A 14,999-nucleotide genomic window follows, 5' to 3' on the forward strand; every position below is an offset into this window, starting at 1 on the left:
TATGTTTCATTATATTAGTGACAATTCATTTTCTATGGCAAATTGCTCAAATTCGATATTAAGATGAGCTTTTTCAAATACAAGGTATATTTTTTTTAACGCCTTCAATTCTTTTAACACTAAGAAGTCTTCAATTTCTACATTCCTGATATTGGTAATTTCCAGTACTTCTAAATTTTCCATTTCTTTAATGTTATTGATAGACTTAAGTTTTTTTAATCCTAAAAGAGATAGGTTTTTAATTTTTCCCGGATTTTCAAACCTTGGAATTTCAACAATACTGTTCATATATCTTAGAGAAACATTTGTTAAATTGGGATGAACTGCTATATTGTTTTGAAAGTCCAGATCATCACACTTTTCTACAACCAGGCTCTCAATATTGGGGAACTTTTCTAAGAACAACGCTGGATTCGTTAATTTCCGGTGTATCCTCAACTCATTTACTGAGGTATGGATTTTCATTAATGCTAAATTCAAATCATATACTGCCAGATATTTCAGCCCTGAAAAATTGTTTACAACAAGATGCTGTTCTTTGCTTAGTCCTTCACACAGGTAACTAAAGTATTCTATTGCCGGAAATTTCGTTAACTCATCGAACTTAAGATTCTTTTTCGCATGGGTTGAAATATCCAGGTATTTCAGATGATGAATACTCTTCAAGAATTTCAGATTTTCCAATTTCACATCATAGTCACTGACATATATTTTCAATCTGGAAATATTGGACAAATAGGGAAAAACATGAATACCGGAAGCCAGAGAATCAGACAGACAGCTCTCTGATTCTATAATAACAGAGACTAAAAGCTCCTTTATATCCAGTATTGTATTTAAAATAACCAGTTTTTCAACCTCAACGGGTTCTTCAATTCGTACTGTAAGTATTTTATTTTTTTCATCCGATAGATTTTCAATATCAATGAAGCTCATTTTATGTAGATCAGCCAGCATTCTCCCTATTTTTAAGTGTTTTTTTATTTTCAATTTTCATTATATCTTTTCTTTTTATAGCGAAAGATTAAGCTTTTAATAGGCCTTGAGAAGATCATTTAAAAGCTCTGAATCCTTGTTCACTATTTTTGCCGATTTTTTGACAACTTTAGGTTCACCCGGAATATTGACAAAAAAGATCATGTCATTAAAAGACAAATCCAGTTTTTTTGCCAGCTCAGATTTAGCCTGTTTTAAACTTTTCGTGTACATCTCTATATTTGATTTTCTTTCATCTGCATATTTGAATCCCTCTTTAAATTTAGGAACAAGTTCTTCCCGGTATCTTGTTACCATTATTTTAGTAAATGTATCGAGATTGGGCTCTGCATCATTATCTGTTATCGTAAATACCCATTCTTCAGAATTCCATTTCTTTTTTTTATGTTTATTTTTAAGGCTTCCATAAGTGGAAACAGCTAAGTAGGCTGTTAAAGCATCAGAATCAAGAATTAAACTTACTGCATATATTTCATCCTCTTTTTCTTTGAGGTAGTGGTATAAATAGGTTGTTTCGTTAATGATACATTCTGTTAATAAATCTAAGTGATTTTGCTGCCATTCTTTCATAGAAAAACGTTGATTGTTTTCTGTCATTCTTTTATAATTCAGTGTTTACAGGCTAATATATTTATTTTGGGCCATTTTTAAGGGCTAATATGACAAATATTTTCAGAAAAGCTTACCTAAATTATTCTGCAATTTTCGAGGGGATTTTATTTATTAATCGGTAATTCTTTTTAATTTTGCTCTATGGATTTACGAGATCAATTAAAGAATCTTTTTCCTGATCATGAGGAGCAGGATTTTGAGATGCCTGAAGAAGCATTCAAGCAGAAGGAACCTTTGGTATGCAAATTTGAGAAAAAAGGGAGAAACGGTAAGCCTGTAACGATTGTTGAGGGTTGGGAAGGCAGTGAAGAAGACCTGAAAAAAATCTCAAAGAAAATAAAAACCACCTTAGGCATAGGCGGTTCTGAGAAGGATGGAACGATCATCATTCAAGGAGATAACCGTGATAAAATAATGAATATCCTTAAAGAGATGGGATATAAAACCAAACGTGTCGGCGGGTAGATCTAGAAATAGATCTCGGTTCCCGGCAACAGGGTTTTTAAATTTTCAATTTTAGATTTTTCTATAGGGTTTCCTGTAAGAATCAAGGTTTTCAGATTTTTCAGCTGACTGATTTCTACAGGAAGGTCTTTTAGGTTGTTATTGGCCAGGTTCATACTGACAATGCCTTTCAGCCCTTTTACTTCCGGTGATATTTCTTTGATATTGTTTCCGCTTACATTCAGAAATTCGAGGTTTCTGGATTTGAACAGATTCTCAGGAAGTTTTACAATGGCATTCTGCTGCAGTTCCAGATATTTTAAATTTTTAGGAAAAGATAAGTTTCCCAGATCATTGATCTGATTATCGGAAAGATTCAGAAATTTCAGGTTTTTGATCCGATCCAGCTGATCTGCAATAAAGCTGATCTGATTTCCCTGAAGATTAATCTCTACCAGATTCGGAATTTCCATCAAAGCCTCAGGAAAAACATTAAGATTGTTGGCATCAAAATGAACGACCTGTAAGTTCTGAAGTTTTGCTATATTAGGATTGATGTTGGTCAGGTTATTCAGGTTCATGGAAAAAGTAGTCAGTTTCTTCAGCTCGCCTATTTCATCTGGGATGTATTTAATGCTGTTTTCGTTGACGATTAATATTTTCAGTTCTTTCAGTGCAAACAGTTCTTTATCCATTTTCTCAAGTTTATTCCCCATCATGTTCAGAAAGAACAGCGAATCGAGTTTCACGATCTGAGGCGGAAGATTAAAGAGTCCTTTTTCTCTGAAACTAATGCTATAAACCGCTTTTTTACTTTTTAAAGCATCTTCAATATTGGTAAATGTAGGATATTTTACCGGGTCGATCTGTGCTTTCACCTGAGAAAGTACCACTAAGGAAATACATAAGAAAAGCTTTTTCATATATAGAAAAGGTCTTCCGGCAGCTTCGCTGCCGGAAGACCGGAATTTATTAATAATTTACTTCTTTAAAAGTTTTACGGTTTTCTGGAATCCGCCTTCTGCTTCAATATTCAATACTAAAACACGGGATCCTTCCAATTGTTGTGTGAAGTCAAGATCCAAAGCTTTGCTGACTCCATTGAACTTCTTCGTAAAAACGATCTTTCCGTCTAAACTGTAAGCCGTTACTGTAATATCTTTCAAACCTTTTGCAGAATTGATTTTTACGATTCCCGAAGTTGGGTTTGGAGCTACAGTTACTGTATTCTCAGCCACTTTATTATCGATTGTACCTAGAGAACCTTCGATTCCTAAGTTGCTTTTAAGAGCAATTACTACAGTTGCAGATTTACCTTTATAATCTATTGTATTTCCTGTTGCGTCAATATCGGTAGAGATGGTAGAATCCGGATGTTGAACGGAGAAGAAACCAAATTTGTGATCGGGAGTAAAGGTAAGCCCTGTAGGTTCTGCTCCTGCTGGCATAGATGCGAACAATCTCACTTTAGGATTAGCCTGTGTATGATCCGGAGCTACTACCCAGATGTAGTTTTTACCACCATCCTGAAGCACCCAAAGGTTTCCAAGTTCATCGAAAGTAAGGTTATCATTTCCGTCTGCCCATACTTCAGATTTCACTCCCTGAGCGGTATCGAAAGAATATACCGTAGAAGCTCCTCCTACGAAAGTTTCTACATTCGAAGCTGTTGTACCGTCATCCTTTAAGCGGTATACTTTGTTTAAACCTTTGGATGTAAAATAAATTCTGCCATCCAACGGGCTTATATCAACGTCTTCAATACCATTAAATTTAGTACCTCCTGCAGAAAAAGCAAGGTTTGCAGTATTATTCTGATCTGCTTTTTCTTTATTCGGAACTTTTACCCACGTTGCTGTAGTTCCTGCCGGATCTCCTGCGGTATTCAGTCCCTGATCTAATTTTAATACGTAAAGATCCCCAGAAGAAAGATCATTAGGAGTATCCATTACATATTTGTATACCATATGAGTACCTCCGTCTTCTCCATAGTAAGCAATAGTTCCGGCATTATTGATCACCACATTCTCATGGTTCATCACTCCCATCTGCCAAAGCTTTCCTTTGGTTCCATTCGGGTTTTTAGAAATTACCTGAGCGGTTGCAGGATCAATTTCAACCAACCATCCATAATCTTTGTATCCATCAGCATTTACATCATTAGAACTCACAGATTCTTCAGCAGTAATCACCGTTCCCCAAGGAGTAATACCTCCTGAACAGTTTCTGATGGTCTGTACAAGGCTAGGGTCTGAGAAGTTTACAGCTCTTGATTTTGTCAGTTCCCAAAGTTTTGTTGATCCGTTATAGTTCACTTCTGCCATAGTCACTCCTCCAGGATTGGTCTCGTGGTTTACAGACAGATACCCGTTGGTACTGCTTCCTGATTTGGCAACGTAGGCTGTAAAGTCGTTCTGACCTCCTACCATACCACCGCCTTCAGTATAGTTGTCACCTTCTTTCAGAATAAGCTGGTATTTGTGTTCTGCCGGAATAATCAGTTTCCCGGTCTGCGTAGTAGGTACAATAGACGTAAAACAGCTGATATGGGTTCCGTTACAAGCCACAGGAGTAGTTGTATTGGATGTTGTTTTCAGGTAAGCATCAATTCTAAGATCCGAACTGGTGACACTTCTGTTATGCAGTTCAACAGAAATTCTGTTGACCCCATTTACAAATTTTGATTTCGGAATAGAGAAGATATTGTATACATTTTCTGCAGCTCCGTCAATCGTTGTACTTGAGAAAGTGTTGAAAGTAATGGCTCCCGCAGGCATATTATCTCTTACCACTTCTTCACCGTTAAGGTATACCACGATACCGTCATCTCTCATCACACCAAGTTCCATATTATCAGAAAGTGTAGCAAGGTTTACTGTAATATCTTTTGCAAAATAAGCCGTAGTAAGCCCGGAGTTGATGGTAGTCGTTACAGGATCTCCGTATCCTAGCGGACCGTTTCCAACAGCCCATGTTGAGATGTCATAAGTTTTGGTTTTCCATGCGTCCGGCTGAGCCTGGTTGTTGTCTTTGTAACTCCATGACGTTCCTTTATCGAATATTAAGGTTTGCGCCTGGATGCCAGTACCGGCAAGTAGAGCCAAAGCTCCAATTGTTAGTAGTTTTTTCTTCATTTTTTATTTGATTTATCAGATGGTGCAAAACTATTTTTTTAGGGCCACCCCTCTGTTAATAGGATTTTAAATATAAAACCGGGAATATTAATTTATTTAAAACCTAATGTTAAGAGGATTAAGTTTCTGTTAATTGTTTCAAAACAAATTATATTCAATAAGCTAAATCATTCACAAATGAGAAATTTTATTCAAAAACATGAATATTTTAGAAGATAATTTATTTTGAAAACAAGCTTTATTCTTATCTCTTAAAACTTTATATTTGTTATTATGATTGACACAGCTATGCAAAATAAAAAAATACATCAGGGCAGAAATATCAAGCGTTTCCGGGAAATGCTGGGCATCAAGCAAGAAGCCTTAGCTTTCGAATTGGGCGAAGACTGGAATCAGAAGAAAGTCTCTCTTTTGGAACAAAAAGAAACAGTAGAATCTGATATTCTGGCACAGGTAGCTCAGATTCTTAAAGTGCCGGCTGAAGCAATTGAGAACTTTGATGAAGAACAAGCCATCAATATTATTTCTAATACAGCCTCATTTGATAATTGTCAACAACCAGCCTTTTTTAATAATCAACCTACTTTCAATCCTCTTGACAAAATGGTTGAACTTTATGAGCGTATGCTGAAACAACAACAGGAAATGATTGATAAACTTGAAAAGCTGATTCAAACAAAACAAACAGACTGATCTGGTCTATAAAATAATTTTAGGCTAAATTCTGAAACCGTGTAAACATGATCTACACCAATTTCAGAATTTAGCCTATTTTACTAAAACCATATCATCCCTACGAATCTCGGTCCTCACAAACCCGAAATCCCGAAACCCGAAACTCGTCTATTTCGCTTTACTCACATCCGTAAGGGCATTCAGGAAAGCAATGATCTGTCTGATTTCCGTTTGGGTAAGATTCAGTTTATCCGGAGCAAGGGTCTGGTTCTTCATTTTCAATCCTAATCCTTCTCCACCACCTTCATTATAAAAATCCAGCACGTCTTCCAATGTATTAAAAGCCCCATTATGGAAATAAGGCTTGGTAAGGGCAATATTTCTGACGGTAACGGTTTTGAATGAATAATCATAGATCCAGGATTTTTCCTTTCTCACAGGACTGTTTCCTCTTCCTAAATCCTGATCCAGCTCAACAGGCAGCTGCTTAATCGGTCTAGTCGTTACTCCTAGAACTTCAGATTCATTTTCGTGGAAAAAAGGCGGAACAAGTCCGGAAAAATGTGGGGCAAAATGACAGGTTGCACAATTGGCTTTTCCCATAAACAGGTTGAATCCTTTTTTCACATCATCCGAAACATTCTTTTCATTTCTCATAAAACGGTCAAAGTCACTGTCAAAAGAGTACAATGAAGCAACATAAGAACTTAAAGCCATTGAAAAATTCTCCTTACTGATATTCCCATCTTTGAAAGCCTTGCGGAATGCTTTTTTATATTCAGGTTTTGTTTTAAGTTTCTGAATGATGCTGGCATAGCTTGTATTGAATTCGTCTTCATTATAGATCACATGTTCCGCCTGCTGCTCGAGATAGAAAGCCCGCAGATCATAGAAGAACCTTTTGGCAAAAACAGCATTGTACAAGGACGGCGAATTTCTCAAAACCGTTTTCCCTTCCACATTGCTTTGGGATTTTGCTTTCAGGTCTGTAAATGCATTTTCCTGAAGATGACAGGTTGCACAGCTCATCTTCCCATTTCCGCTTAGATTCTGATCATAAAAAATCGATTTTCCAAGATTGCGGAGTTCAGGACTGTCTTCAGAAGATTTCAGCAAAGTATAGAAATAGGGATCCAGGAAATCGCTGCTGAAAAAGTTTTTGTTTCCCACATTCCAGCCGGAAAATTCTTTCAGATCATCAGGTCTTCCGTCCCATTTACCCAGTTCTTCGTATAATGGCTGGATGTATTTTTTGTAAAATTCAATTCTGTCAAAAGTTTCAAAATCGGTATTTTTCGAAAGATAGCCGATAGCTCCAGTTAAAATCTGATCCGCTTTTTGTCTATCATAGTTTTTAAAATAAGGATCATCATGGATGTATTGCTGCATTCCTGAAAGGGCGTGCCCCGTTTCTTCAGAAATATTCAAAGATCCCGGAGTATCAAAGCCTGTTACTCCTAATGAATAGATCCTGATCAGCTCAATACGTAGAGGTAATGTCTTGTTATTTCCTTTGCTCAGTCCGTTTTTCACTGAACTCAGATAAAATTTTGAATAGCTGTTGTATAGAAAGTCTGTGATTGTTTTTATCTTTTCTCTTTCATCTTCCGCCTCTTCGGAAAAGATCAGTTCATCCAGTACCTGCAAGCCTTCAGGAGGTAATGTATATGCTGTTGTTCCCGCTGCTTCTATATGAAATAAAGGGGCTGCATTCAAATGGGTTTTGGTAAATTCCGGATAATGATAGGCAATATAAAATTCAATTTCTTTGAATGCGTTTCTCGTACTGCTCAATGATTTTCTTAATTCAGCAAGGGTAATCTGCTCTTCTGAGAAGAGTTTGGCATCTGATTTCAGCTGCTCCAGTTTAACTTTAAAGTCAGACAAGCCCTTATTAACAAATGTATTTTCACTTTCTTTTCCTTTGTACACCGGATTGAAAGACATTACTGCAAATCCTATTAAAAGGATGACAACAAGCAGTGGGTACGATCTCATGAATTTTTAGCCGCAAAACTATCAAACTGATATTATCCCAATTTTAATAGCAGATTAAATAATGTTTATATTTCCCGTATCATATTTTTCACTAATTTTAAACCCCGAAATCAAATTCATTATTCTTAATAAAACCGGAATGTTCTGAAATACCGGTAAAATAATGGTGAGGAGGTATTGGGAGAGGATTTTTTTAATTAAATTCAACACATCAAAAACTAAGATCGTATTATGAAAACAAAGCTATTGGTTGCCTTTGCTGCAAGTTTCCTTTCTCTGACTGCATTTTCCCAGAAGAAAAAGCAGCAGGAAAAACTCCCTGAAAAGAAACAGGAAATGGCTGTATATGCTGAGAAAAAAGGGAATGACTATTACCTGGTACGTCTTGAGAATAATAAAGAGATTCCTAATGTATACGTCTATTCTAATGGAGTGACAAAACCCTACAAAGTGTATACTGATCTCACAGATATACTCAGGGATTTTCCGGGAATGATGACCTCCAATAATTCAACCAAAGAAGAGCTGATTTCTGTTCTGAAAAAAGACGGTCATTTCTATGAACTTACTTCACAGAGAAAAGACCCTAAAAATATTGAAAAAACAGTCGTTACAGTCTATGAGATCATGAACGGCCAAAAAAGAATTATAGAAGAATACAACGACATCTACGAAGTGATGGCTTCTCCTTATAAAGATGCCATTCTCATTAACTAAAAAAAACAAAAAATATACATATTATGCTAAACAAACTTGCTGCCTCAGAACTCGTTCTGAATGAAGACGGAAGTGTATACCACTTAAATCTTTTACCTGAAGATATTGCTGACAAAATCATCCTTGTAGGTGACCCGGACAGAGTAGCAAAAGTTTCAAAATATTTTGATACAGTAGAGATCAAAAAGAACAAAAGAGAATTCTATACGCACACCGGAACGCTTCGTGGTGAAAGAATCACTGTAATGTCAACCGGTATCGGAACAGAAAACATCGATATTGTAATGAACGAGCTGGATGCTTTGGTGAATATCGATCTTCAGAATAAAGAATTCAAAACTGAGCACAAAGCTCTTGAACTTTTCCGTATGGGAACCTGCGGAAGTGTAAACCCGGACGTACAGGTAGACAATATGCTTGTGACCCAGAACGTGGTAGGACTAGACGGGCTGATGCATTTCTATCAGGACTACAACTTCGAAAATGAGTTCTCTAAGAACTTCCTGGAAAAATTCCCTTATGAAAGAATCAAGCCAATGCTTTACTTCTCAGATTGGGCTGAAGAAATGGGAGAATATTATAAAGATGCCAAATACCACGGAAATACAGCAACTTTCCCGGGATTCTATGCTCCACAGGGAAGACAGCTTCGTCTGAAAGCGGTAGATGATCAGTTCCTTGAAACGTTGAACGATCTTGGGATCACCAACTTCGAAATGGAAACGTCTGCGATCTATGCTCTTTCAAAATTATTAGGACACAAGGCTATTACCGTAAATAACGTAATTGCCAACAGAAGACGTGGTGAGTTCTCTGCAGATCATCATGCTTCTGAAAAGAACCTGATCACATGGGTACTTGACAGAATTATTAAATAAACCTTTATGGGTCAAGACATCAGCTGTTTTATTACCGATCAGTCTATTGAATTAGATAAAAGCATTGTTCATTTTAAGATCAGGAATGTTCTGTTTGTTCCTTTTGATATTCCCGGATCTTCTATATCCTGGTTTATTGAGGATGCTCAGAAATATGACCATGTACAGGATCTGCTTGATGACTTCAAGCAATATCAGCCTGACGATCTGGTCTTATGGGGGGCGGATGAGAAGCACACCGTTTTGGATATTATAAAACTCATTGAGGAACATCATATCAAAAACTTTCTCATTCAGCACACTTCCGATTTTGCAAGTATGCCCGTGGATGATTATTTTCTGGGAGTATTTGATGGTAAAATCATGCAGGATTCCATCATCTTTGATGACGATTCTTTAAAAGAGAAATATTCTAATATTGATACATACAGTGAGAAACTTGGACTGAATTTCAACTGGATCGGAATGAAAAAGTTTCACGCTTACAGTTTTGCTGAAAAAGAATATTTTCAGACCGTAAAATAAACAGTCTATAGACCCTATTCAATATAAAAACCTTTGGATTTTTCCAGAGGTTTTTTTATAGGTTTTGGCTAAAGCCAATGGATGGCTTCTCTTTTTTTTGAATGGGCTAAAGCCCATTGCTATTGAATTTCTTTCTTGCAGATTTTGCGGATTGCGCAGATTTTTCTTGCAGTCAGTTACTTTTTTAATGACTCAAATTGACCTCATGAAATTTCCTTGGATCAGGATATTGAAAGACATATTCCAGCTCTGAGACTAATTTTGAAGATAAAACTTTCTTGCCTTTCACTTCTGTTTCTTCATTATCCGGTACATTATTCTGAGCATTGAGCACCTGAATTTTTGGAGGATGAAGTGGAGCTGTTACGTTATAGAGTTTAGCTTCTGTTCCTTTTTCGATCATTATAGAAATAATAGAACAAATATCAGCATAATGAATATGATTAACGGCATGGTCCGGATTCGAGACTTTATAGTTTTTAAGAAGCCGGTTATCTCCCATCAGGCCACCCAATCTCAGAATATTGACCTGTGGATATTTATTTTTTATCATTCTTTCTCCTGAAACGTTTTCAACAGGCACATCTTCTTCTGTAAATTCTCCCTGGACGTCTGAATATACTCCTGTGGAACTCATTAAAAAGAGCTGTCCTTTAAAATCCCCGATGAATGCTGATAAATTCTGAATCCTGTTATACAGAGAGCTTACACAACAGCTTTTTCCTGAAATAGGAATTGTAATGATTAAAACATCAAGATTATCTATTTCTTTCCATCTTGGATAATGTTCAGTGAGTTGATAATCCGGAAAAGTGGCTACTACAGCATCAAGTCCCTGTGCATTCAATGCATCTGCTTTTTCCTGTGTAGTTGTGGTTGTATATATTTCGTACTGACCAGACATGGCATCTGCCATTCTTGCTCCCAGCCAGCCATAACCAATGATTCCTATTTTCTTCATATTTACGACAAAGATTGTGTTGATATAATTTCATCTAAAGCAGACTTCAGCTGCGCTCTTTTTTCATGACTGAGATGAAAACAGCTCTGAACTGCTTCCGGAATATGTTTAGCCTTATCTTTCAGGGATTTTCCATTTTCTGTAAGACTGATAAGCACTACCCTTTCATCATCAGCACTACGGGTCCTGTTAAGAAGTCCGTGTTTTTCCATACGTTTCAATAAAGGAGTAAGTGTTCCGTTATCCAAATGAAGGTATTCACCGATCTTTCCTATGTTCATTTCACCATTTTCCCATAATACCAGCATCACCAGATACTGAGGATAAGTCAATGAAATTTCATCCAGATATGGTTTGTACAATCCTGTAATATACCTTGAAACGGCATATGTTTTAAAACATAAATGTTCAGAAAGAGCGATCATAAGCTTTTTTAAAAAACAAAAATAGTCAATTTATTTTGCGCACAATATATTTGTTTAAAATATTATTTCTGAATGAATGATTAATCAAATTTATTTTTTTCACAAAAAAAGACCTCCAAAACCGGAGGTCCTTAACACCATATCAACTATAATAAAACTTATTATCTCACTTAAAATTCATTGATCATTATATAAAAATGACCTGAATACAAACTATTTGCACTTCCCGAAATATTAGTCAGATTAAGGGCAATAGTGGATGCTGAGGTCAACCTTGGATTGGAGATGGAAAATGAAGAGTTTCCTACAAAGTCTCCTGCCGGCGAAACTACTACTACCGCTCTTGTAGAACCTGGTTGTAATTCGGCTGGAATTGTAATCTCCACTGTAGCAGATTTCCCCGGAGGTAAATTCTGAACAGAAACTCCCGGCCATGCTTCAAAGCTGATCTGATTCTTCTGTATACTTCCCTTCTCACCAAGTTTGTATTGCCCGTTTACATCCAGTTTCGCTGAAGTATTCGGAGCCCCCGTACCAATACCTACATTTACATTATTATTTCCCAGCACAATGGTATTGGCCTGTGAGGTGGATGCTCCATATCCTATTGCAGTAGAAAACTGTCCTGAAGCATTGGCTCCTGAACCTACCGCTGTTGAATTCTGACTGTTGGTAACCGCATTGTATCCTAAAGCTGTTTCATTATTTGTATTTGTTTTTGCACTATATCCCAATGCCACCGACTGAAAACCTGCCGCTGAAGCATGATTTCCAATGGCTGTTGATTCATTATTCGTCGTCTCGGCATTAAAGCCTATTGCCGTAGATTTAAATCCGCTGGCTGATGTTTTGTTTCCGATCGCCAAAGCATCATTTGCTGAAACTGCAGCCGCACTCCCGATAGATATTCCCTGGAATGCTGAGCTTGAACTTCCAATAGCGATCCCATTCTGTCCTGCATCTGCTCCCAATCCCAGACTCACGGAATTATCCACTCCCAGTCTTCCGGCTGTTAAAGAATTTACCTTAAAGATCAGATCGTCTCTTGTCTTTGTCCCTAATGAAAGATTGGTATTGGCCCCACCATAGTTTCCAACATTGTCTCCCGTGAGTTTCCAGCTTTCGCCATCTCCTTTAGAAGTTCCGGCAGAGTTGGATACAAGAAGATTCCATTTCAAATTATACCAGTAATAAAATCCTGTTTCTTTTAAGCTTCCGGTTCCATTGTTCCATACAATAAGTCCATCTGCCGGAGAAGGTATGGTAACATTATCTGTTGTTGAAGCTAATGCAATACTCGGCAATAGTACTCCCTTATTGGTAGAGTTTATATGCAGCATAGCTGAACGGTCCGGACTTGGAAGCCCAATCCCAATCTGAGCATGCATAAAAAAAACAAACAGTAAAAAAAGAAGGCTTAATCGAAATTTATAATTCATTTGTATTAGTTGTATTTTTCGAGGATGCAAATATACAAATTTTTAATAAAAAACCAATTTTATTGAAAATATCACAATTTAAAACACTCTAATGTGATTAAATACGCCACTATTCACATTATAATGAAAAATATTTAATATCAATAACTTAAACACACTTTCACTCATTAGCACTTTGAGAAACCATACACCAGACCGCACCAAACACCCATTTAATATTTAATAATAAATATCACTAAAATTTGAATAAAATAAAATTTATCACTCTCTAATGAAACATTCTTCAATATGATCATTCACCATTCCTGTTGCCTGCATATGCGCATACACCACTGTTGATCCCATAAATTTAAATCCTCTTTTTTTCAGATCTTTGGAAATGGTATCAGAAATTTCCGTTGTTGCCGGTATATCAGATAAAGATTTGGGTTTGGAATCAATAGGTTTCCCGTCGATAAAGCCCCAGATATATTGGGAAAAACTGCCAAACTCAGACTGAATCTCCATGAATTTCTGTGCATTGGTAACGGTGGCAAGTATTTTAAGCCTATTCCTGATAATTCCCGGATTATTTATCAGCTCTTCTATCTTACGGTCAGAGTAAACCGCCACTTTTTTATAATCAAAATGATCAAAAGCTTTTCTGAAGTTTTCCCGCTTGGAGAGGATGGTATACCAACTCAAACCGGCCTGAAAGCTTTCGAGAATCAGAAACTCAAATATGGTTTCGTCATCATACACAGGTCTTCCCCACTCTTCATCATGATACTTTCTGTACAGATCATCTTTATCACACCATCCGCAACGTATTTTTTCCATAATTATCAATATTTATAGAATAAAGGTAAGATTGATTTGAAAAAGAATAACAAAAGATTATGAAAAGTTTAACAGAATTGCCTGACTTTAGGAATGGTTATTGTTTATTTACTGTTACCAAATTTATACTATTATGAACAATTCAGATTACAACAAAGCGGAAAATGCAGTAAACAATGTAGAAAATTCTTTACAGAACGCAGCGGACAAAACCAAATGGAAAATCAATGAATTGGCAGACAGAGCCAAAGATTATATCAATGAAAAGCGGAGCAATGATCAGGAAGCTAATCAGGAAGACTGGCTCGACAGGGTAAAAGCTAATGTAACAGATGCCTGGGAAGACATTAAGGATAAAGCAGATGAAGCCTGGGAAAAAACTAAAGATGCAGCGGAAGATGTAAAAGCAGAATGGAACAAGAAAACCAATTAAAATTTCAGTCATATAAATATTTTCAAGAAAATGGAGTCTTAAATTGATAAGGCTCCATTTTTTATTATGCCATAAGCACAATTATTGCTACATTTGTATTATAATAAACATTAAAAAATTATGTCATACGGTTTACTTAAAGGCAAAAAGGGAATTATTTTTGGAGCCCTTAATGAACAATCTATCGCATGGAAAGTTGCTGAAAGATGCCATGAGGAAGGTGCTGAATTTATCTTATCTAATGCTCCTATTGCTTTGAGAATGGGAGAGCTTAATGGTTTAGCAGAAAAAACAGGTTCTGAAGTGATCGGTGCTGATGCTACTTCTATAGAAGATCTTGAAAAACTTTTTGATGCCGCTGTTGCAAAATTTGGAAAAATCGACTTTATCCTACACTCTATCGGAATGTCCATCAATGTAAGAAAAGGAAAACACTATACAGAAATGAACTACGATTGGTTAGAGAAAGGTTGGGACATTTCAGCTGTTTCTTTCCATAAAGTAATGCGTGTAGCTTGGGAAAAAGACTGTATGAACGAATGGGGAAGTATTTTGGCCCTTACTTATATTGCTGCTCAGAGAACATTCCCGGATTATAATGATATGTCTGATAATAAAGCTTATCTGGAGAGTATTGCAAGAACTTTCGGAAACTATTGGGGTGAAAGAAAGGTACGTGTGAATACAGTTTCCCAATCTCCTACCATGACTACTGCTGGTAGCGGAGTAAAAGGTTTCGGAGGATTCCTTGGATATGCTGAAGATATGTCTCCTCTAGGAAATGCAACCGCTCTTGAGTGTGCAGATTATTGTGTGACTCTATTCTCTGATCTTACGAAAAAAGTAACCATGCAGAATCTTTTCCATGACGGAGGATTCAGCAGCTCAGGAGTTACTCAGAGAGTGATCAGTAAATATGATGCTGAATAATAAAAACGGACTG

Annotated in this window: 16 protein-coding genes; 7 read left to right on the forward strand and 9 right to left on the reverse strand. The window is 36.6% G+C overall.

Going from position 1 to position 14,999, the window contains the following annotated elements; all coding sequences use genetic code 11:
- Positions 1-9: 9 nt before the first annotated feature.
- The gene (locus AC106K_RS08670; RefSeq protein ID WP_482444556.1) at positions 10-990 is read right to left on the reverse strand and encodes a hypothetical protein; all 981 of its coding nucleotides are present in this window, start codon (positions 988-990) and stop codon (positions 10-12) included.
- Between the two features lie 42 nt (positions 991-1,032).
- A complete protein-coding gene (locus AC106K_RS08675; protein ID WP_482444558.1) occupies positions 1,033-1,593 on the reverse strand; it encodes a hypothetical protein in 561 nt (186 codons plus the stop codon).
- A gap of 156 nt (positions 1,594-1,749) precedes the next feature.
- On the opposite strand from AC106K_RS08675, the gene AC106K_RS08680 reads away from it, so the two are divergent.
- On the forward strand, positions 1,750-2,073 hold the full coding sequence (locus AC106K_RS08680; protein ID WP_047099033.1) for a translation initiation factor: 324 nt from the start codon (positions 1,750-1,752) through the stop codon (positions 2,071-2,073).
- A 2-nt stretch (positions 2,074-2,075) separates the two neighbouring features.
- Here the strand turns inward: AC106K_RS08680 and AC106K_RS08685 are convergent, their stop codons facing one another.
- Positions 2,076-2,975, reverse strand: coding sequence for a leucine-rich repeat domain-containing protein (locus AC106K_RS08685; protein WP_482444560.1), 900 nt, complete (start codon positions 2,973-2,975; stop codon positions 2,076-2,078).
- 57 nt (positions 2,976-3,032) lie between these two features.
- Entirely contained in the window at positions 3,033-5,186 is a 2,154-nt protein-coding gene (locus tag AC106K_RS08690; RefSeq protein WP_482444562.1) for an alkaline phosphatase PhoX, read from the reverse strand.
- Positions 5,187-5,459: 273 nt separating this feature from the next.
- On the opposite strand from AC106K_RS08690, the gene AC106K_RS08695 reads away from it, so the two are divergent.
- Complete coding sequence (locus tag AC106K_RS08695) at positions 5,460-5,879, forward strand: helix-turn-helix transcriptional regulator (protein ID WP_482444563.1); 420 nt, start codon at positions 5,460-5,462, stop codon at positions 5,877-5,879.
- 150 nt (positions 5,880-6,029) lie between these two features.
- Here the strand turns inward: AC106K_RS08695 and AC106K_RS08700 are convergent, their stop codons facing one another.
- Positions 6,030-7,859, reverse strand: a complete 1,830-nt coding sequence (locus AC106K_RS08700; protein ID WP_482444565.1) for a cytochrome-c peroxidase — start codon at positions 7,857-7,859, stop codon at positions 6,030-6,032.
- Between the two features lie 231 nt (positions 7,860-8,090).
- Here AC106K_RS08700 and AC106K_RS08705 point away from each other — a divergent pair, with 231 nt between their 5' ends.
- The 3 genes from AC106K_RS08705 to AC106K_RS08715 are packed head-to-tail and all read left to right on the forward strand — an operon-like array spanning position 8,091 to position 9,979.
- Positions 8,091-8,576 (forward strand): hypothetical protein, encoded by a 486-nt coding sequence (locus AC106K_RS08705; protein WP_482444566.1) that lies wholly within the window; start codon positions 8,091-8,093, stop codon positions 8,574-8,576.
- A 23-nt stretch (positions 8,577-8,599) separates the two neighbouring features.
- Positions 8,600-9,454 carry a nucleoside phosphorylase gene (locus AC106K_RS08710; RefSeq protein ID WP_123940045.1) on the forward strand — a complete coding sequence of 285 codons (855 nt, stop codon included), beginning with the start codon at positions 8,600-8,602 and terminating at the stop codon, positions 9,452-9,454.
- Positions 9,455-9,460: 6 nt separating this feature from the next.
- Entirely contained in the window at positions 9,461-9,979 is a 519-nt protein-coding gene (locus AC106K_RS08715) for a hypothetical protein (RefSeq protein ID WP_482444568.1), read from the forward strand.
- A 184-nt stretch (positions 9,980-10,163) separates the two neighbouring features.
- Here the strand turns inward: AC106K_RS08715 and AC106K_RS08720 are convergent, their stop codons facing one another.
- The 4 genes from AC106K_RS08720 to AC106K_RS08735 all read right to left on the reverse strand — a co-directional run bounded on the left by AC106K_RS08720 (position 10,164) and on the right by AC106K_RS08735 (position 13,623).
- Complete coding sequence (locus AC106K_RS08720; protein ID WP_482444570.1) at positions 10,164-10,940, reverse strand: Rossmann-fold NAD(P)-binding domain-containing protein; 777 nt, start codon at positions 10,938-10,940, stop codon at positions 10,164-10,166.
- 2 nt (positions 10,941-10,942) lie between these two features.
- Positions 10,943-11,365 carry a MarR family winged helix-turn-helix transcriptional regulator gene (locus AC106K_RS08725; protein ID WP_482444572.1) on the reverse strand — a complete coding sequence of 141 codons (423 nt, stop codon included), beginning with the start codon at positions 11,363-11,365 and terminating at the stop codon, positions 10,943-10,945.
- A gap of 170 nt (positions 11,366-11,535) precedes the next feature.
- Entirely contained in the window at positions 11,536-12,804 is a 1,269-nt protein-coding gene (locus AC106K_RS08730; RefSeq protein WP_482444573.1) for a hypothetical protein, read from the reverse strand.
- Between the two features lie 261 nt (positions 12,805-13,065).
- Positions 13,066-13,623 carry a DNA-3-methyladenine glycosylase I gene (locus AC106K_RS08735; RefSeq protein ID WP_482444575.1) on the reverse strand — a complete coding sequence of 186 codons (558 nt, stop codon included), beginning with the start codon at positions 13,621-13,623 and terminating at the stop codon, positions 13,066-13,068.
- A gap of 133 nt (positions 13,624-13,756) precedes the next feature.
- Here AC106K_RS08735 and AC106K_RS08740 point away from each other — a divergent pair, with 133 nt between their 5' ends.
- Both AC106K_RS08740 and AC106K_RS08745 read left to right on the forward strand, forming a co-directional pair.
- Complete coding sequence (locus tag AC106K_RS08740; RefSeq protein WP_482444577.1) at positions 13,757-14,056, forward strand: DUF883 domain-containing protein; 300 nt, start codon at positions 13,757-13,759, stop codon at positions 14,054-14,056.
- Between the two features lie 120 nt (positions 14,057-14,176).
- The gene (locus AC106K_RS08745; RefSeq protein WP_062670284.1) at positions 14,177-14,986 is read left to right on the forward strand and encodes an enoyl-ACP reductase FabI; all 810 of its coding nucleotides are present in this window, start codon (positions 14,177-14,179) and stop codon (positions 14,984-14,986) included.
- Positions 14,987-14,999: the final 13 nt, after the last annotated feature.

The sequence above is a fragment of the Chryseobacterium sp. FR048 genome (genome assembly GCF_056844665.1).